The sequence below is a fragment of the Paraburkholderia rhynchosiae genome, assembly GCF_002879865.1.
Classification (GTDB): domain Bacteria; phylum Pseudomonadota; class Gammaproteobacteria; order Burkholderiales; family Burkholderiaceae; genus Paraburkholderia; species Paraburkholderia rhynchosiae.
The window spans coordinates 33,982-48,818 of record NZ_PNXY01000026.1 but is presented as its reverse complement, the minus strand read 5'-3'; the positions used below and the strand labels follow the sequence as shown (position 1 = coordinate 48,818).

Sequence of the window (14,837 nt, the reverse complement as noted above, 5' to 3'; positions counted from 1 at the left end):
GATCAGTTACCCACGCAGATGTAGCCAACCGTATCGGTGCCGCTTCCGTAGAACGTCACGGAGGTGCCGCTCTGCTTCGCCGCGTTCGCCGCTGCCGCGGTGGTCGAGAGGTCGCTGACCGTGCACTGGTATGTGAGTGTCGAGGTGAAGACTGCCGCGCCGCTGAAGGTGACCGAGACCGTGCCAGCGACCAGCGTGACCTGACCTTCAACGATATGCGGTGTGGTCACCGCCACGCCCGCGTTGCTGTAGACCGGCGGCACGCCGAGATTGCCAGCGGCCGCGCTCGCAGTCGTTGCTCCGGTACCGCCGCCGGCGACACCAAGCGTCGCGAATGTCGGGTCCGCGCTTGCACCTCCGCCGACGAGCGGCAATCCAGATGCTCCCGGACCGGCCACCGCCACGGCACTCGTGCCCTCGCCAATCATGACGCCATGCGCCGTGATGGAAGTCAGGCCGGTACCGCCGCCGGCGGGTGTGATGTTGGTGAAGATCGGATCGGCAATCGCGCCCTGAGAAACGAGAGGAATGCCACTGTTGCCCGGCGCGGCAATCGTCACCGCAGATGTTCCTGCACCGACCAACACGCCATGCGCGGCCAGCGAAGCGGATCCGGTGCCGCCGCTGGCGACCGGCATCGCCGGGTTGAGTCCAGAGATCGAGCCGCCGGTGATGCTGACGTTGCTCGCGCTCTGCGATCCCAGAGAGACGGGCGGATTGCACGTCGGTAGCGTGCTGCCTTGGCTCACTCCATTGCGGTCGTAGTAGACACCGCCCTGCAGGGAGAAGATCTGTCCACATGAGTTCGCGGTCGTGGCATAAGGCTGCGACGGATTGAACTGCGCGAAAGCGGGTGTGGCACACGCGAGCAGCGCAACCGCGTACAGGATTCTTTTCATGGTCGATTTCACGTGTTGTCACCCCGGAAAAAGCGCGGATCGGATCCTTCGAGAACCTGCGCGAACTGGCCAGCCCATGCGCCCCGCGCCATCTTCGCGCGTTCGAGGAGTTCGCCGCCCGCCAGCACTGCGGCGCGCTTCATCTCCGACCACGTCGCCAGCTTGTCGGGATGCAGCACGAAGCCGTAGAACGAGCTGATCGCCAGATTCTTGACGACGATGACGCCGCCTTGCCAACTCACCGCCCACAGGTGGTTCGGGTAGTGCTCGTTGAGCGCCTCTCCGACGTTCTTGGCGGTCTCCATCTGGGCGATGTCTTCGGTGCCGGTTAGGTCGGCAAGATGCATGTCAGCGTTGCTCATACGGAGGCTCCATGGTTGGCAAACTCGCCGTGCAGCATGTCGGCAGCTAGGCAGTAGACTTCATGGGCTTCTTCGGCGGTGTCGTAACACCCAAGGTGCTTCATCTTGCCGAGCCAGCCAATAGATGCTACGAACCTCTTCGCAGCTTTGTGAAAATGCACGCCTTTGATGCCAAGCTTGTTATCGGTTCTGGTGACCCTGTTTGCGCAGTTTTGCGACTGGGTGCAAGGCCTCAGGTTCTCGATCCAGTTGTGATCGCCGATGTTGTCGCGGTGATCGACCCGGCGGGGCATATGGCCATGCACGTACAGCCATGCGAGCCGGTGCGCGCGGTACATCTTCCCATCGATCTTGATGCGGCGATAACCGTCTTCGACTTTGCCAGCCACCGAGCCGGCAGGGTGAGTGCCCCGCTTGCGCTCGACGCGGTACGTGAATATCCCTGTCAGAGGGTCGTAGCAGAGAAGCACTTTCAATCGTTCTTGAGTCAGCATCAATCTTCAACCCAGTCAGGTTCGGTGAAATCGCGCATCAGCCGCGCGCGGCCCTGCTCGCCCATCCATCTGAATTCTTTCGGCGTCACGTGGACTCTCACGTCCGCCGGCAACCGGTCATAGTCTTCGTCGCCGGTCGGCGCGAGAGCATCGTTGAATGCGCTATTTGGCGATCGCACGCATGCTCCTCTTCCAGTTCTTGTACGCGGCGCGCGGGGTGATGCCGAACCCAATGGCCCAGCACTCGTCGGTGCGTTTCATCTCGCCGCAGCACCACCGGCCGTTGCGCATGTAGATGCGCGGCCGCTCACTCGCCTGATACGGCATACGGGCCCTTCAGCGAGTCTTCCATGTAACGGCCATTGCTCCACTCGTACACCGTGTCGCGCTCGCCCCACTCCTCGCCCCACGCAGCGATCACCATCGACGTCACGCTGTAGGTGCTGAACGTGACCTTCTGGCCGTAGTTCGGTTGCCACTGGTAATTCGGGGGATTCATGTCAGTCCTCGGCGTAGTCGGGTTCGAGCGATTGCTCGTCAACCATGATCGGCGCGGGCAGTTCCATGTCGTAGATGCGGCTGCACACGTCGACCAGATCCTTCTTTGCGCCGAACGGGAACAACCGGAATTCGTCCATGAAGTCTTTCGTCAGGTCGTACGCGCGGCCGTTCTCGTCGCGCCGCACGATATTGCGACCCACGCGAAAGCCCTCGCCCGCTTCGATCACCGTACGCTGGTTACGCGTGACCTTCTTCTCGTCGAAGCCGTGCGGCAGCTTGAAGCGGCCCATCCGGAAGTCAGGCTCAAGCCGCTGCACGCGGTCGATCTTTGAGCCGCCGCCCTCGCGCGGCCACGCCAGTTCCTCGATATCGAAGAAGTTCTGTTCGATCTTCATCCGCTCTTCGAAGTAGTCGAAGTCGGACTCCGCGCCGAACTTCTCGTAGCCGCACTTGACCAGTTGCACGCCAGGCATCGACATCCAGCGCCGGCGCAGCAGCTTCATGGCATCCCAGCGCTCGGAGAGCTTCATCTTGTGGCGGAAGCCGTCTAGCAGGTACTTGTTCGACGCGGCGTCGATGCCGACCACCGCGAACGCCGTGTTGTCGCTGTCCTTCTTCTTGCTGCGCGCCGGGTCGCACAGGACCGCCACGTTCAGGATCGACGGGCGGATGTCATAGTAGGTCAGCCACTCGACCTTGAACGTCGCCTGCTGGCCGCTCAACGGGTTCTGAAGCATCTGGCAGGCGATCGTGTATTCGCCCTGCGTGACCTTCTTCTTCTCCCACTCTTCAGCCGAGAGCAGGACGGGATCGCCGTTCGCGGTACCGTCGTGCGTGGCGGGGTAGATCCGCTCCTGCAGACTGCCGCGGTCGATGATCGACTGGTACGTGTCCGCGAAGCTGTAGCGCGTGCCCACGTGCCAGCGGCGCCCACCGGCCATACCGAGGTTGTCCGACAGTTCCCACGCTTCCGTGGTCTTCTTCACCTGCTCGGGCGTGGTCACCGACTCGCGCGTGACTACATCGTCATAGATGCGCAGCTTGTAGTGCGCCGACGTCGGCTGGCCGTCGACCAGTCCCCACGCCTCGACGGTCGCTTCCTTCGGGTTGCTCGACCGCTTGACCAGCAGGCCGTTATCGAGGCTCCAGCGCGGCGACGACTTCTCAGGCGTCCGGTACAGGATGTCCGGAAACGCGCTCTTGAGCGTGTCGTTCGACTGCAGTTCCATCATGATCTGGCGCATGAACTTCTGCGCGATCCCGCGCGTGTGCGCAAAGATGCCAATCGTGATGTCCGGGTCCTTCAGGATCTCCTGAATCGCGCCGGCGAACGTGATGATGGTCGACTTGTAGTGCTCTCGCGCCCACAGGTCGAGCTTCTCGTCCGGGTCGGCCTCGACCTCGCGGCACCGGGCGTAGATCCACGGGTGCAGCATGTCGTGCCGACGGCAGACACGCACCAGCAGGTAGAAACGGTCCTCCAGCGTCAGCGCGCGGATCGCGCTTAGATCGCGGCCCCCATCGTCCAGCTTGTCCCACTCGACGAGCAGTTCATCGAGCGGCAGTTCATGAAGACTCATGAGCCACGGATCTTCGCCCGCAGCTCGGCCGCGCGACCGAGATCGATCTGGTTGTCGTCGTCTGGCGGCGGCTCGGCCTCACCGATGCCGTACGCCTCGCGCTCGAGACCGATCAGCCGCGCCCGCGATCGCACCAGCGACTCATGCGTCGAAGCGAGTAGCGCGACGTCCTTCGGCAGGACCGCCGATCCCATCAGATTGTCGATCTTCTCCGCGATCTTGCGCGTCCGGTCGGCTTCGGTCTGGATGTCGCGGCGGTGCGCGCTGATGATTTCGACGTTCGTATGGGCCGCAGCTTGTACGCTTTCGGCGTCGCTTTGTACTGATTTTGTAGCGTTTTCACGCGCCTTCTCAGCCGCAAGCCTTATCAGTTCGGCCTTCGTCTGTACTCTTACCTGTTCCGATAAGTCGCGGGACCATCCTTCGGCCTTCTGCTTCTTGACGATCGACGAGACCGCGACCTCGTGCTTCGCAGCTATCTGGCGAAGAGAGAGTTGACCGATGCGGTAGTCGCGCTCGATCGATTCCCAGTCGATGTCTGAACGGCGCCCCATGCCTATTGCTGGGCGAGCATCGCGCGCAGTTGCACGATCATCTTGTGGCCGTCGGTGCGCGAGGAGCGCAGGGCGGTCGTGAAGTACTCGTCGATCGCATCCAGCAGACCGAGCGGCGTGTCCGGCGCGGGCGCCTGCGGCGCCGGGTACGAGACGGGTGAATCGAGCGGAAGCTCGCCTGACGCCTTTAGCGTCGTGCCGTCCGGATAATGGCGCGTTTCGAAGCGGTCCATCAGGTCAGCGAAAGTAGCAACGGCGTCGGCCGTAGCGGGTGCGAGCGGGGCAGCGTCGGTCGAAATCACAGTACTGGCAGAATCGCCCTGCCCCGCGTCGTTTCCCGCATCAGCGCCGTCGGCTGCAGGGGCGGCAGTAGAACTCGAGGGCGAGAGCGTGCCTGAGTCTTTTTGCTCTTCGGCGTGCGGCTCCCCCGCATCACCAGCCGAAATGCTCGCGCCGGAGCCGGCTGATGGTTGCGAGGACTGATTCGCGGCGGGCTCCCCCGGCTGCGCCACCTCAGCGCTCGACTGAAAAGCCGAGGGATCGGCAATAACAGGCGTGGCAACACCAGCGGGCGACGTGCCCGCACCGACGTTTCCCAGGTCAGACGTAGCCGATGCTGTGCCTAGGATCGCAATAGCTGCATCGGCAGAGACGTTTCCCGCTTCACCCGCGCCGTTCGAGCCCGCGGCATCGTGCGCAGAGATCGCGCCCTGCGACGGCGCGTCCGAGACACCACCAGCAGCAACGTTTCCCACGTCAGCCGCCGCAACCGTCGCGGCGGAAGCGCTCGACGAGGATTGCGTAGAAGCGGCCGACGTCTGGACGACCTCCCCCGATGGCGCCACCTCCGGCGCGGGCTGCTGTGGTTCCGTGCTGCTTGGTGCTGCGTCCTGAATGTCGCTCATGTCATTCCTCGATTCGATGTATCTCAAACTTAAGGCGGAGATGACTGCGAGGCCACCGCCGCCAGCCATGAAGATGCTCACTTGCGCCCCTTCTTCGTGTGCTCAGGGAGCTTGCTGACCTTCTTGCCGTGCGTCTCGGCCACGAACCCTTTGGCAACCTTCTGCGGAACCCCGGTCTTCTTGGCAACCGCCGGATCATGCGCAGCCGCCTGCATCAGGCGATTCTGTGCTTTCGAACGAACTGGCATGGTCACCCTCCGATCCGCGTGTAACCGTCTTCGAAGGCTCCCGCCGGAGAAAAAGACTTGTATCCGTCGGCATACACCACGTAGTAGCCGCCCACCTGCGGGCGATGCTTCATGGCCCACGCTTCGTCCACAACGAACGGTGCGTAGCCATCATCTGCCGGCGTGATCGTGGCATTACCGCGAGGCTCGCCTTCGAGCGGAGGTCTGTCGTAGCAGACGTCTTTGATCTTCAGCGCCCATATTTCCTTGTGGCACCGGTATCGAGGCATTTCCTTCTGGACGCCTTCCATCAGCGTGCTCCCCGCTTCATCGGCGCCTTAGCGGCCGGCTTGCTCTGCGCCACCTTGGCGTAGCTATCGGCTTCCTTCGCGGCGTGCCGCTTGGCTGCAGCGTGACGTTTCGGGTCGGACTGGATCTCTGCCGCGCGCTTCAGCGAGTGCATGTCCTCGCGTGCTCGCCAATCCTCTTCGCCTTGCATCGTTGCTATGGGTGCAGCCTTGCGGGTAGCCATGGAAACCTCCGGGAATAAAAAAAGCCCGTGGCCGGAATGGCGACGGGCGGAAACCCGGTCGTGACCGGGCATGGAGACGCTAAGAATGGGAAGGCCAGTCCGGGAGTGCTCTGCGGCGCCGGCCGCCGCGTGACTGGCAAAAAACATTCACTCTCACGGTTGACGATTCGGCGACAAACCGTCACGCAGTGCCTAGCTCATCCCAGCCATGCACCCGTCTAAATCGCCATGCGTGAGAAGGCCTGTCCGTCTAACACTACGGCACCAACCGCCGCTGACCGGCCAGAAACGAAAAAAGCGCACGCCGTTTCGGGCTGTGCGCTTTTCTGTGACATTTACGGAATGTATCGAAACAGGATGGTATTACGCATTTTTTGAGAAGTCAATGCGACACTGGCTCGTCGTCCCGAATGAGCATGCCCGCATCCTCGAGCCGAGCCGTAAAGCTGAACCACGCCCTGCCCTCAAGATCCTTCAGGAATTCCTTGATGCGCGCGTGGTGCTCGCCGGCCGTCTTTCTCGACACGCTGCAATAATCGGCGATCTCCTGAATGCTCAGCTTCTGCCCGAAGAACTTCTGCGTCGACGCGAGGCGAATCGCCCGACTTGATATGCCGGTACCGACAGCGAGCAGCGCGTGATCGCATAGCTGGCTCGTAGCCATCGTCCAGATCGGGTTCGGCGTCCATTTGCTGCAACATGGCGAGCCGCACGTGCAACGAAGACGCTTGGCGCTGCAACGCGCGATCAGAGCGATCGACTCGTGATAGTCGAGCCGGATGATTTCAGCGAACACCATGCCGGCCTGTCCGGAACCGTCGAGCCCCGAAAGGCCGCGGCCGCTACCGTGCGCGCCGTGCTTGAGCAGAAGCGCCATCGGCGACTTGGCGTACTGCTGATCCGAGAAGTTGAGCGAGAACACGATCGCCTCCTTCGCGTCCTTGAAAATCCCTTCGTGCTTTGCGCCTTCCTTCATTTGCCGCTCCCGTCATCGTAAAGTTCACAGCGCTTCGTCTTGTCCACGCTGAGCTCAGCCTTGCGTTTTCTTTTCCGGCACGCCACAGCCGTTGTGTTGAACAGTTTGTCCGTCTTCAGAAAGATGCAGCCCGCGCAGGTGCGCCGCTCGCGACGGATCAGGATCTCGAGCGGGTCGCCGCGCTCCCACTTTGGGTCCTCCTTCTCCTTCACTCCGCCACCACCAAATGGCCACGCTCGACCAGCGCGATGTATGTCTTGCAGACCATCTCGGCTTCGAAGACGCGACGTTCGTGCTTCTCCATCACGCCGCCCTGGTCAAGCATCGAGTGGCAACCGCGCACACCGGGCCGATCAGCGCACAGCGCCGCCAGCGCGGCGTCGCTCGCCTTGATCCCAGCGCCCTTACCTAAGTTCATGTGCGCCGCCTGTGTGTGCCCAGAGATGCCGCAACACATACATGGCAATTGAGCGACGGCGCGCCGCAGATCTTCGCAGCGGAAGGTGAGCGTTTTCGGGAAGATGAGGCGCGCGGTCATCGGTTGCGCCTCCGCGGCGTCCAGTGCCAATCGAAGACGACACCCTGCAAATCGGCATCCTTCGGAAGTACCACGCAATCGACCCGCGCGAGACGTTCGCCCCGGTAGTGCGTTTCGAGGATGCGATAGCGGCGTCCCGTGCGCGTCCTGATCTCGTCGCCGCAAACAGGTTGGCGTGTGCACCAGCCGTCGACGCGCAACTTCACCGGATCCCATACGGCTTTCATCAATCACACTCCCCGCCGTCGCTGTCTGAGAACCCGAAGAGGGCCGAGGCCAGCGGCTGCACAGGCCGCTCATAACCGGTCAACCTCGGCACATCCCGCACCTCCCGTACGGCGTCAGCCGGCAAGTCGACTACGTTCGGATCAATCGCGTCGAACATTCGTCGCGCAGCATCGCTTTGCTGCAGATCAGCGTCTGCGCGAAGGTTTTGCGAGTATTGGTCAGCAACTGCTTGACCGAGGACTTCGAAGACGCCAAACGGATAGAAAACGCAGAACATGTCAGGCCTCCATCGGACCAACGATCGGCCCGTCATCAAGCATCGCGAGCCGTCCGTCTAGATTTGCGGGGACGAACCACTTCGCGTCGGGCCCGCACTCTCCATCCTTGGCACGCAAGTGCTTTGGTTCGCCGGCATAGGTCAGATGCTTCCCAGTTACCGGGTCGAATTCCTGTCTCTCGCTACGGGCGAGACATGCATCGCCAACTGCAAACTTCCACAGTTCGCCCGCGGGCTGGTAGTGCTTGCAGTCTTTGCAGAACTTCATAGCAAGATCGTCCTTCATTTGTAGCAAGCCGATGCCACAAGCAGGACACCGATGGTCACGAAAAACCAGACACCTATGGCGTCGCACACTTTTCCCGTGCGGTGATAGGTGTACAGCGTCGAGCCGGTCGGCATGACCCACGCGAACAAGAACCACAAAACATCTTTCATGGGGATCCTCGGTCAGAATGCTTCTTCGAACTCAACGCCATGCTCCGCGGCCGCGTTCGACTGCACGCGCGTCACGTAATCGGCGAACTCTTTCTGGCTCATGTCGGACGTCGATTTGCGCCGGCTGAAAATCTCTCCAGTCGGCAACGTGACTTCAACGCGCGGGCAGTACTGCTCGGCGTAGTACTCGTGCCACGTGTCCGCGCTGAATTGGTTTCCGTTCACCCAGGCTTGCTCGGCGATCCCGCGCAGCACGACGCCCCAATAAAAGGCGTTGGCCTCTGGCGTGCGCCGGCGCTCTTCGGTTGTGACGATCAGCCGAAGCGGCGTTCCGCGATCGATGAACGCCTTGGCGTGCTCGCGCATAAGTTCCTTCACGAGTTGCCAGACGGCAGGCCCGCTGATCGTGAACTCGCGGTACAGTCGCGCGCTCACGCAGGCTCCTTGATGTCATCAGTTGCCTTTTCCGGCACTGGAACGCCACGGATCGGCTGCAGAAGGCAGTCTTCGATTGCTTCAACCTTCACGCGCATGAACCCGATGTCCACAGGGATGATTTCGCCGATTTTCCAGACCGGCATCCCGTTGTGCTCCGGGCCCAGTTCGACGCACCGCACGACCCGACCAAGAACGTCTCGCTCAAGCGCCTTCCTCACCGCATCGATGCAAGGAAACAGGCGGACCACAATGGCGATGTCACCCTTCCTGCAGTTCATAGCCGCACCTCGCGTGTCGAGTGGGTAGCGTTCGACGAGCCTGACGGCTTGTGCTCGTCGCAGTACTCGCGGCCTTCATGTTCCCAATGCGCCTTCACGCGCGGCCCCTGCTTCCGGCAGACGCAGCAATAGCGCCAGCCGCCGGCCTTCACCATGTCTTTTGTGATTCGCTTCACGCTGCCTCCATCTCGTCGTCAGTGATGCTCATCGACTGCTGATAGACGCGACCGACCATGCTCACCGGCGGTGGCCGAACGAAGCCTGCAGCAGTCAGGAAAGGGTTCACCTCGCGCCGCAAACGCGCTTCTGTGCGCGGGCCGACAACTTTCTGGTACGGGTAGGAAGCGTCCGGTAGATTGCCGAGCTTCCAGAGCGCGGCAGGCTTGCGGGTGGTCTTGCGATAACCAGCGACGTACAAGCCGTTGCCGTGCATCTCTTTTACGAAGTCCAACACCGTGCACTTGCTGACCTTTGCTTTTTCGACGATTTCGTTAATCGTCAGGCCGTTCTCGCTCAATTTGATCGCGGAATTCATCCGATCGCGCGCGACCCGTTGGTGCGGCAGAGCGAAGCAACCGGGTTTGCGTCGCATATGGTTTTTGTCCCGGAACTCCGCGATTGCATCGGTTGATCGGCCTGGCAATCGAGCAGCGATATCCTCGAGACTCGCCCCGTTGGGCCACATCTCCCAGACAATCCGCGCTTCCCATGTCATCCATGGTTTTCCACCGCTCATGACCCGCACTCCTTTTCGATCGCGTAATGAAGGATCGCGAGACTGTCCGCCTCGTTGTCATCCGCTGGCCGGAACCCGCGACGCCGCGCCTCGGCGAGCATCTGTTCCTTGTTCGCGCGGCCGTTGCCAGTGAAGCTTTTCTTGATCGTGCCGACACTCACCGGCACCAGGCGGATCCGGTTCACGTCGCAAAAGATCTCCAACTGCGCGAGGAAGCCGCCATACACGTGCGCCGCGATCACGTTCGGGTTATCGCGCGTGCCGTGCGCCATCACCTCTTCGTAGTAGATCGCATGCAGTTCACCGACCTCGCGCTTCAACGCCGACAGGTGCGCCGTAAATTTCAGCCACCGTTGTCCGGCGTTGTCGCGGGCCCGCGCCGCGAAAGAGACACTTCCGCTGCGCACGCGCGCATCACCGTTCTTCAGCGACCAGCCGCATTGCGTACCGATATCGAGCGCGAGGATGTTTCGCGCCCCGCTCGCGACGTGCACCGGCTCAATCGCCGGCATGTCGAATTCCGTCTGGATCGCGCTCATTCTTCAAAGCCTCTTTGCTGGCGTGGTTTGGTGCGCGGCACCGGGATGTAGCCGCCCTGCAGATCGCCGAACTTGGCGTGCTCGCCGATGAACGCGAGATGCGCGACGCCGAGCGCGCCGTTACGCTGCTTGCCGATGATCACTTCCGCGACGCCCTTGTCGGGTGAGTCGGGGTTGTAGACCTCGTCGCGGTACAGGAAGAGAATCGTGTCGGCGTCCTGCTCGATCTCACCTGAGTCCCGAAGATCCGACATTAGCGGCCGCTTGTTCGGGCGCGCCTCGAGTCCGCGGTTCAGCTGCGCAAGTGCAATGACCGGAACGCCGAGGTTCTTGGCCAGGCTCTTCAGGCCGCGCGAGTACGAGCCAACCTGCTGCGTGCGCCCTTCTCCTTCGCCGCCTGTCATGAGCTGCAGGTAGTCCACGACGATCAACTTCAGGCCATGCTTACGCTTTGCGGCGCGCGCACGGCTCGTGATCTCGGCCAGCGACAGGCCAGCACTCTCGTCGAGCAGCAGAGGCATCTCCGCGAGTCCGGCGACGGCGCTCGTGAGGCGTGGCCAGTCCTCGTCGGTCATCTTCGAACCGTTCTTGATCCGCGGCAGGGGGATGCCGCCTTGAAGCGAGATGCCGCGCTGCGTGAGTTGCTTGCCCGGCATTTCCATGGAGAAGACCAGCACCGTCCCCTTGCACTCGGCGACGTACATCGCGATCGCCATGGCAAGGGCCGTTTTCCCCATCGACGGCCGCCCGGCGAGGATGAAGAGTTCGCCATCGTTCATGCCGCCGTCGAGCCGCCAGTCCAGATCGCGGAATCCCGTGGGAATCGCTTTCGACGGCGCGCCGTGGGACTGTTCATCGATCTCCTCGACCACCGGCGCCAGGTATTCGCCGATGAACCGGGGCTCGCTCGCGCGAGATTCGGCCAGCGGCTCGAACTTCGACTGGGCCAGCGCGATGATCTCCGACACTTCCATGCCGTTCCGGTTGTAGGCCATCGAACCGATCTCATCGGCGGCGGCCAAAATTCCGCGCAGCTTCCAACGGTCGATCACGATCTGCGCGTAGCGCGCGACGTTTGCAGACCCGGGCGTGTTGTTCGCCAGCGCATTGAGGTACGGCAATCCGCCAGTGCGGTCGACGTGACCGGCCGTCTGCAAGTGCTCGTAGACCGTGACGACGTCGGCCGTGCGACCGGCCACGATCATTTTCTGGATCGTCTCGAACAGCAGGCGGTGCTCGTAGCGAAAGAAGTGCTCAGAGCGAAGTCCGCCGAGCATGTCGATCGCTTCGTTGTTGAGCAGCAGGGCGCCCAGAACGGACTGCTCCATCTCGACCGAATGCGGTACTTCACGGATGTGCTCGTTCGGAAATTCGTCGGGGGCGTTCATGCCGCGTCCCTCCCGTGCGCACGCTTAGCCTGCTCACCGACCGTCGTCAGCGCGCATGCGCCGTCCGCACCGATCCACCAGAGCTTGAACCAGTTGCCTCGGACAGACTTCCGGAAGACCGTCCGCCAGTCCTTGTAGCGCTTGGCACCCTCTTCGCAGTACCGGGCTTTGAACTCCAGCCAGTGCAGGCGCAAGAACTCGTCCGGAATGCCAGTCTTCGCGGCGTAGTCAAAAACCGTATCGGCTTCCAGAATCGGCTTCTCGCTTTTTTCCTTGCACTGCTCGAGGAACGTCTTCAACGCGATGATCGGTCGTTTTTTCGTTTCAACGATTTCGCCCCCCTTGGGGGGTATGGGGGGTTGTTTACTGTTCTTATTCTTCTCTTCTCTGGTAACGCTTTTTGTAACGCTATGTGCGTTACTTTCAGAGTTACCATCTGCGTTACCTTCAGCGTTACCGTCTCGTTGCTTGCTGCGTGACAAAGCGACACGTTTATTGCCGAGAGCCCGTTTCTTGGCGCTTTCGCCGTTGTGCACCTCAAATTTTGGAATATCGATGGCGCCGTCGTCGCCTTCCAGCCAATCGGCCTCGAACATCGCATCGGCGAAGCCAGGACACGAAACGTAACGATCAATCCACGAACGTGTAACGCTCATAGCGTTACCGTCGACAGTGTGGCGATCGGCCCAACTCCAGAGCTTCTGTAGGCGTCCGACGACGCCGTATTCGTCGATGCCGGTCCTGCTCGCAATGAGCACTACCGCAGGGTCGTCTACGAGATCGTGGCGCATCTTGATCCACTCACCGGCCATTACAGACTCCCAAGACTTTGCTGCCCTTCTTTGTATTGCAGCGAGTACACAGGACACGCAAATTGACGCGCGAACTGCTTCCACCCAGAGACCTAGGGTAAATGTGGTCAATGCTTAAATAGACGCCTTCAATCGGCGTGTAGTAGCCGTATCCGCCGCGCGGGAACCGTTTTTCCCACCCGACAATGCTGCAATCAGCGCAGCGATAGCCGGCATCGCGAAACACGCGACGACGCAGCGACATGGGAACGCCTGACTTTCTTGGCATTACCGGTTGACTCCCTTGCCGACGCCCGCCGTAGCTGTGACGTCGCGCAGATATTCATCGATCTTTCCGCGGAGTTCGCCCCATAACCAGACGCGCGCATCTTTCGTCTCGGCCACAGTCATACGGGCGCCGAGCTCGTGAATCTCGAAGAGCCGGTGATCTTCAGGAAAAGGGAGTGGATGGTTCATGCCGCGGCTCCCATGCCTTCAAAGTCGAACAGGGTCGGCGTGGACATCTCGAGTTCGGCCGCTTCTAAATCAGCGATCTTGTCGATTCCATCCAAGTCGGGGAAATTGGGTGAGTCAGGCTCTTGAGGGAGCCACGCGCGAGTCACATTCGCGTTGCTGTGAACCCACAGATGACACTGGCGGCAGAGCAGCACCAGGATTGCCGGGTTTGCGCGCAGGGCCGAAATCTGGAAACTCCAGACGTGGTGAATATGGAATGTCTGCTCGGTGGAGCGGTCGACCGTTCGCCAATCCTTACCGCAGTTTCGGCAGCACGCGTTATCGCGCGCCCAAACGTAGCGCACCACTACCTTCCATTCCGCCGAGCGGTAGAACTCCTGACGCTCAGGCGTCGCACCACCTGCCCAATTGGGGTTTGCTTCAGGAAGTGACCCCTTCAGCCAATGCTGCCCATTGCGAAGGTACGGAACTGCGCCGCGCGCGATAGACGCGGCGCGCACCCGCGCGATGCTCTCGGGCGAGTGGCGACGGCCGGCGAACGCGCTGCGCTCGCCCTTACGGAAGTGCACCGCAGCGTTAGATCCGCGAGGCCGCGTGGAGATGTCGGCCGCGACCAGCCACCCGCGGACGGTCGACGCATCGCGGTCGTACAACCAGCCGATATCCGGGCATGAAAGGCCGAGTTCGGTATAGAGCCGCGCGAGTTCGTCGTTGGACGGGCGTGGGTAACGTGATTTGGTTGCGCTCATGACGCATCCAATTTCAATCGAATCACCTCACCCCGTTCGTCGGTCGCCAGTTCAGCCATACCACGTAGCGAGAGCCATTCGAAAGCTTCCTGAATGGCTGGGTCGGCAATATCGAGAGCAGCGACTTCGTGGCAGTTCTCATCGACGAGGCCGAACAGATTCGGCTCAAGTGAAACTGCATGCGCCCTGATCAGTTCGACCATCGACTCATCAGCGATCGAGAATGCCAGGGCGACAATTTCTTCGTGTTTCACGAGGCCTCCAGCGCCAATGCGAGCTGGCCCCGCGCATACCGCCGCGCGAGCCATTCGGTGTATTGATCAGGAAAGAGAATCAGGTTGTTGCGGTCGAGCTTCGTTTCGGTGAGATATGCCGAGATGTGCCGGCTGTTCCACACGATGTACCCCGCCATGCAACCACCAGGAAAAGTGGTGCGATCGGCCTCGACCACCTCATCGGGCGTCATGCCACGCGAGCGCGCATAAGCGACGAAACGCGGATTCCAAGAATTCGGCGCGTTCACGCTGCCTTCCCCTGCAGGAGCTGGCGCAGAAGCCTGTTCTCGCGTTCGGCTTCCTCTCGGCGCGCGCGCTCTTCGGTAGCGATGCGCTCTGCCTCCGTCTGGATCATCACCAGCGTGCAACCAATCTGATACGCCAGCCACTCGGCGTAGATCGTGTTTCCCACGACCTGACAAAAGTCGCGCAGAAGATCGGCATTCAGCGTCGCCATGCCTTTCTTTATTTTGGAGAACGTGCCGGCATCGATCTTCAATGGCATCGCAACCTCCTTGTCTTCCAGACCACTCGCATCGCACGCGAGCGTGAAAGCCGCGCCAGCAGTGCGTTTTGACCGGATGATCTCGATCGGCATGGTGATCATTTCGGGCTTCCTGGTAAGGGCCAACTCCTGCTGATCTTCAACCGGTCG

31 protein-coding genes are annotated in these 14,837 nt (G+C 61.4%); all 31 read right to left on the bottom strand.

From position 1 onward, the window contains the following. Positions 1–2: 2 nt before the first annotated feature. Positions 3–899 (bottom strand): hypothetical protein, encoded by an 897-nt coding sequence (locus C0Z16_RS28095; protein ID WP_146014362.1) that lies wholly within the window; start codon positions 897–899, stop codon positions 3–5. Between the two features lie 8 nt (positions 900–907). Continuing rightward, entirely contained in the window at positions 908–1,261 is a 354-nt protein-coding gene (locus C0Z16_RS28090; protein ID WP_102635321.1) for a hypothetical protein, read from the bottom strand. Further along, positions 1,258–1,755, bottom strand: coding sequence for an HNH endonuclease (locus C0Z16_RS28085; protein ID WP_102635320.1), 498 nt, complete (start codon positions 1,753–1,755; stop codon positions 1,258–1,260). The genes C0Z16_RS28090 and C0Z16_RS28085 overlap by 4 nt, the downstream gene beginning before the upstream one ends. Continuing rightward, positions 1,755–1,934, bottom strand: coding sequence for a hypothetical protein (locus C0Z16_RS28080; protein ID WP_102635319.1), 180 nt, complete (start codon positions 1,932–1,934; stop codon positions 1,755–1,757). The genes C0Z16_RS28085 and C0Z16_RS28080 overlap by 1 nt, the downstream gene beginning before the upstream one ends. 128 nt (positions 1,935–2,062) lie before the next feature. After that, positions 2,063–2,254: a hypothetical protein gene (locus tag C0Z16_RS28075; protein ID WP_102635318.1), complete on the bottom strand. Its 192-nt coding sequence runs from the start codon at positions 2,252–2,254 to the stop codon at positions 2,063–2,065. 1 nt (position 2,255) lies between these two features. Then, complete coding sequence (locus C0Z16_RS28070) at positions 2,256–3,836, bottom strand: hypothetical protein (RefSeq protein WP_102635317.1); 1,581 nt, start codon at positions 3,834–3,836, stop codon at positions 2,256–2,258. Next, positions 3,833–4,390, bottom strand: a complete 558-nt coding sequence (locus C0Z16_RS28065) for a hypothetical protein (RefSeq protein WP_102635316.1) — start codon at positions 4,388–4,390, stop codon at positions 3,833–3,835. Before C0Z16_RS28065 ends, C0Z16_RS28070 begins: the two co-directional genes overlap by 4 nt. A 2-nt stretch (positions 4,391–4,392) precedes the next feature. Next, positions 4,393–5,295, bottom strand: coding sequence for a hypothetical protein (locus C0Z16_RS28060; protein ID WP_102635315.1), 903 nt, complete (start codon positions 5,293–5,295; stop codon positions 4,393–4,395). A 77-nt stretch (positions 5,296–5,372) separates the two neighbouring features. After that, positions 5,373–5,543 carry a hypothetical protein gene (locus tag C0Z16_RS37865; RefSeq protein ID WP_158244530.1) on the bottom strand — a complete coding sequence of 57 codons (171 nt, stop codon included), beginning with the start codon at positions 5,541–5,543 and terminating at the stop codon, positions 5,373–5,375. A 2-nt stretch (positions 5,544–5,545) separates the two neighbouring features. Continuing rightward, complete coding sequence (locus C0Z16_RS28055; RefSeq protein WP_102635314.1) at positions 5,546–5,833, bottom strand: hypothetical protein; 288 nt, start codon at positions 5,831–5,833, stop codon at positions 5,546–5,548. Continuing rightward, positions 5,833–6,201 (bottom strand): hypothetical protein, encoded by a 369-nt coding sequence (locus tag C0Z16_RS28050; protein WP_102635313.1) that lies wholly within the window; start codon positions 6,199–6,201, stop codon positions 5,833–5,835. The genes C0Z16_RS28055 and C0Z16_RS28050 overlap by 1 nt, the downstream gene beginning before the upstream one ends. A gap of 235 nt (positions 6,202–6,436) precedes the next feature. Beyond that, positions 6,437–7,030, bottom strand: coding sequence for a hypothetical protein (locus C0Z16_RS28045; RefSeq protein ID WP_102635312.1), 594 nt, complete (start codon positions 7,028–7,030; stop codon positions 6,437–6,439). Next, positions 7,027–7,242 (bottom strand): hypothetical protein, encoded by a 216-nt coding sequence (locus C0Z16_RS28040; protein WP_102635311.1) that lies wholly within the window; start codon positions 7,240–7,242, stop codon positions 7,027–7,029. The genes C0Z16_RS28045 and C0Z16_RS28040 overlap by 4 nt, the downstream gene beginning before the upstream one ends. Next, positions 7,239–7,568, bottom strand: coding sequence for a hypothetical protein (locus C0Z16_RS28035; RefSeq protein WP_102635310.1), 330 nt, complete (start codon positions 7,566–7,568; stop codon positions 7,239–7,241). The genes C0Z16_RS28040 and C0Z16_RS28035 overlap by 4 nt, the downstream gene beginning before the upstream one ends. After that, a complete protein-coding gene (locus C0Z16_RS28030) occupies positions 7,565–7,795 on the bottom strand; it encodes a hypothetical protein (protein ID WP_102635309.1) in 231 nt (76 codons plus the stop codon). Before C0Z16_RS28030 ends, C0Z16_RS28035 begins: the two co-directional genes overlap by 4 nt. Continuing rightward, positions 7,795–8,073, bottom strand: a complete 279-nt coding sequence (locus C0Z16_RS28025) for a hypothetical protein (protein WP_102635308.1) — start codon at positions 8,071–8,073, stop codon at positions 7,795–7,797. The genes C0Z16_RS28030 and C0Z16_RS28025 overlap by 1 nt, the downstream gene beginning before the upstream one ends. A gap of 1 nt (position 8,074) precedes the next feature. Continuing rightward, entirely contained in the window at positions 8,075–8,359 is a 285-nt protein-coding gene (locus tag C0Z16_RS28020; RefSeq protein WP_102635307.1) for a hypothetical protein, read from the bottom strand. Continuing rightward, on the bottom strand, positions 8,356–8,511 hold the full coding sequence (locus C0Z16_RS37860) for a hypothetical protein (protein ID WP_158244529.1): 156 nt from the start codon (positions 8,509–8,511) through the stop codon (positions 8,356–8,358). The genes C0Z16_RS28020 and C0Z16_RS37860 overlap by 4 nt, the downstream gene beginning before the upstream one ends. 12 nt (positions 8,512–8,523) lie before the next feature. Further along, positions 8,524–8,946: a recombination protein NinB gene (locus C0Z16_RS28015; protein WP_102635306.1), complete on the bottom strand. Its 423-nt coding sequence runs from the start codon at positions 8,944–8,946 to the stop codon at positions 8,524–8,526. Beyond that, complete coding sequence (locus C0Z16_RS28010) at positions 8,943–9,227, bottom strand: hypothetical protein (protein ID WP_102635305.1); 285 nt, start codon at positions 9,225–9,227, stop codon at positions 8,943–8,945. The genes C0Z16_RS28015 and C0Z16_RS28010 overlap by 4 nt, the downstream gene beginning before the upstream one ends. Beyond that, on the bottom strand, positions 9,224–9,403 hold the full coding sequence (locus C0Z16_RS37525) for a hypothetical protein (RefSeq protein ID WP_146014361.1): 180 nt from the start codon (positions 9,401–9,403) through the stop codon (positions 9,224–9,226). The genes C0Z16_RS28010 and C0Z16_RS37525 overlap by 4 nt, the downstream gene beginning before the upstream one ends. Then, the gene (locus C0Z16_RS28005) at positions 9,400–9,963 is read right to left on the bottom strand and encodes a hypothetical protein (RefSeq protein ID WP_146014360.1); all 564 of its coding nucleotides are present in this window, start codon (positions 9,961–9,963) and stop codon (positions 9,400–9,402) included. The genes C0Z16_RS37525 and C0Z16_RS28005 overlap by 4 nt, the downstream gene beginning before the upstream one ends. Next, positions 9,960–10,502, bottom strand: coding sequence for a polynucleotidyl transferase (locus C0Z16_RS28000; RefSeq protein ID WP_244201382.1), 543 nt, complete (start codon positions 10,500–10,502; stop codon positions 9,960–9,962). Before C0Z16_RS28000 ends, C0Z16_RS28005 begins: the two co-directional genes overlap by 4 nt. Beyond that, positions 10,499–11,890, bottom strand: a complete 1,392-nt coding sequence (gene dnaB / locus C0Z16_RS27995) for a replicative DNA helicase (RefSeq protein WP_102635303.1) — start codon at positions 11,888–11,890, stop codon at positions 10,499–10,501. The genes C0Z16_RS28000 and dnaB overlap by 4 nt, the downstream gene beginning before the upstream one ends. Beyond that, positions 11,887–12,702 (bottom strand): hypothetical protein, encoded by an 816-nt coding sequence (locus C0Z16_RS38995; protein WP_244201381.1) that lies wholly within the window; start codon positions 12,700–12,702, stop codon positions 11,887–11,889. The genes dnaB and C0Z16_RS38995 overlap by 4 nt, the downstream gene beginning before the upstream one ends. After that, positions 12,692–12,946: an HNH endonuclease gene (locus C0Z16_RS39630; RefSeq protein ID WP_158244528.1), complete on the bottom strand. Its 255-nt coding sequence runs from the start codon at positions 12,944–12,946 to the stop codon at positions 12,692–12,694. The genes C0Z16_RS38995 and C0Z16_RS39630 overlap by 11 nt, the downstream gene beginning before the upstream one ends. 23 nt (positions 12,947–12,969) lie before the next feature. Next, positions 12,970–13,158: a hypothetical protein gene (locus C0Z16_RS27980; protein ID WP_102635301.1), complete on the bottom strand. Its 189-nt coding sequence runs from the start codon at positions 13,156–13,158 to the stop codon at positions 12,970–12,972. Next, positions 13,155–13,907, bottom strand: a complete 753-nt coding sequence (locus C0Z16_RS27975; protein ID WP_102635300.1) for an HNH endonuclease — start codon at positions 13,905–13,907, stop codon at positions 13,155–13,157. The genes C0Z16_RS27980 and C0Z16_RS27975 overlap by 4 nt, the downstream gene beginning before the upstream one ends. Continuing rightward, entirely contained in the window at positions 13,904–14,161 is a 258-nt protein-coding gene (locus C0Z16_RS27970) for a hypothetical protein (protein WP_102635299.1), read from the bottom strand. Before C0Z16_RS27970 ends, C0Z16_RS27975 begins: the two co-directional genes overlap by 4 nt. Beyond that, positions 14,158–14,430, bottom strand: coding sequence for a hypothetical protein (locus tag C0Z16_RS27965; RefSeq protein ID WP_102635298.1), 273 nt, complete (start codon positions 14,428–14,430; stop codon positions 14,158–14,160). Before C0Z16_RS27965 ends, C0Z16_RS27970 begins: the two co-directional genes overlap by 4 nt. After that, positions 14,427–14,789 carry a transcriptional regulator gene (locus C0Z16_RS27960; RefSeq protein WP_102635297.1) on the bottom strand — a complete coding sequence of 121 codons (363 nt, stop codon included), beginning with the start codon at positions 14,787–14,789 and terminating at the stop codon, positions 14,427–14,429. The genes C0Z16_RS27965 and C0Z16_RS27960 overlap by 4 nt, the downstream gene beginning before the upstream one ends. Positions 14,790–14,837 lie beyond the last annotated feature (48 nt).

What these genes read in the sequence shown, in the direction of transcription:
- C0Z16_RS28095 (WP_146014362.1), bottom strand. Translation starts at nt 899, where the DNA reads ATGAAAAGAATCCTGTACGCGGTTGCGCTGCTCGCGTGTGCCACACCC.
- C0Z16_RS28090 (WP_102635321.1), bottom strand. Translation starts at nt 1,261, where the DNA reads ATGAGCAACGCTGACATGCATCTTGCCGACCTAACCGGCACCGAAGAC.
- C0Z16_RS28085 (WP_102635320.1), bottom strand. Translation starts at nt 1,755, where the DNA reads ATGCTGACTCAAGAACGATTGAAAGTGCTTCTCTGCTACGACCCTCTG.
- C0Z16_RS28075 (WP_102635318.1), bottom strand. Translation starts at nt 2,254, where the DNA reads ATGAATCCCCCGAATTACCAGTGGCAACCGAACTACGGCCAGAAGGTC.
- C0Z16_RS28070 (WP_102635317.1), bottom strand. Translation starts at nt 3,836, where the DNA reads ATGAGTCTTCATGAACTGCCGCTCGATGAACTGCTCGTCGAGTGGGAC.
- C0Z16_RS28065 (WP_102635316.1), bottom strand. Translation starts at nt 4,390, where the DNA reads ATGGGGCGCCGTTCAGACATCGACTGGGAATCGATCGAGCGCGACTAC.
- C0Z16_RS28060 (WP_102635315.1), bottom strand. Translation starts at nt 5,295, where the DNA reads ATGAGCGACATTCAGGACGCAGCACCAAGCAGCACGGAACCACAGCAG.
- C0Z16_RS37865 (WP_158244530.1), bottom strand. Translation starts at nt 5,543, where the DNA reads ATGCCAGTTCGTTCGAAAGCACAGAATCGCCTGATGCAGGCGGCTGCG.
- C0Z16_RS28055 (WP_102635314.1), bottom strand. Translation starts at nt 5,833, where the DNA reads ATGGAAGGCGTCCAGAAGGAAATGCCTCGATACCGGTGCCACAAGGAA.
- C0Z16_RS28050 (WP_102635313.1), bottom strand. Translation starts at nt 6,201, where the DNA reads ATGTTTTTTGCCAGTCACGCGGCGGCCGGCGCCGCAGAGCACTCCCGG.
- C0Z16_RS28045 (WP_102635312.1), bottom strand. Translation starts at nt 7,030, where the DNA reads ATGAAGGAAGGCGCAAAGCACGAAGGGATTTTCAAGGACGCGAAGGAG.
- C0Z16_RS28035 (WP_102635310.1), bottom strand. Translation starts at nt 7,568, where the DNA reads ATGACCGCGCGCCTCATCTTCCCGAAAACGCTCACCTTCCGCTGCGAA.
- C0Z16_RS28030 (WP_102635309.1), bottom strand. Translation starts at nt 7,795, where the DNA reads ATGAAAGCCGTATGGGATCCGGTGAAGTTGCGCGTCGACGGCTGGTGC.
- C0Z16_RS28025 (WP_102635308.1), bottom strand. Translation starts at nt 8,073, where the DNA reads ATGTTCTGCGTTTTCTATCCGTTTGGCGTCTTCGAAGTCCTCGGTCAA.
- C0Z16_RS28020 (WP_102635307.1), bottom strand. Translation starts at nt 8,359, where the DNA reads ATGAAGGACGATCTTGCTATGAAGTTCTGCAAAGACTGCAAGCACTAC.
- C0Z16_RS37860 (WP_158244529.1), bottom strand. Translation starts at nt 8,511, where the DNA reads ATGAAAGATGTTTTGTGGTTCTTGTTCGCGTGGGTCATGCCGACCGGC.
- C0Z16_RS28010 (WP_102635305.1), bottom strand. Translation starts at nt 9,227, where the DNA reads ATGAACTGCAGGAAGGGTGACATCGCCATTGTGGTCCGCCTGTTTCCT.
- C0Z16_RS28005 (WP_146014360.1), bottom strand. Translation starts at nt 9,963, where the DNA reads ATGAGCGGTGGAAAACCATGGATGACATGGGAAGCGCGGATTGTCTGG.
- C0Z16_RS28000 (WP_244201382.1), bottom strand. Translation starts at nt 10,502, where the DNA reads ATGAGCGCGATCCAGACGGAATTCGACATGCCGGCGATTGAGCCGGTG.
- dnaB (WP_102635303.1), bottom strand. Translation starts at nt 11,890, where the DNA reads ATGAACGCCCCCGACGAATTTCCGAACGAGCACATCCGTGAAGTACCG.
- C0Z16_RS38995 (WP_244201381.1), bottom strand. Translation starts at nt 12,702, where the DNA reads ATGGCCGGTGAGTGGATCAAGATGCGCCACGATCTCGTAGACGACCCT.
- C0Z16_RS39630 (WP_158244528.1), bottom strand. Translation starts at nt 12,946, where the DNA reads ATGTCGCTGCGTCGTCGCGTGTTTCGCGATGCCGGCTATCGCTGCGCT.
- C0Z16_RS27980 (WP_102635301.1), bottom strand. Translation starts at nt 13,158, where the DNA reads ATGAACCATCCACTCCCTTTTCCTGAAGATCACCGGCTCTTCGAGATT.
- C0Z16_RS27975 (WP_102635300.1), bottom strand. Translation starts at nt 13,907, where the DNA reads ATGAGCGCAACCAAATCACGTTACCCACGCCCGTCCAACGACGAACTC.
- C0Z16_RS27960 (WP_102635297.1), bottom strand. Translation starts at nt 14,789, where the DNA reads ATGATCACCATGCCGATCGAGATCATCCGGTCAAAACGCACTGCTGGC.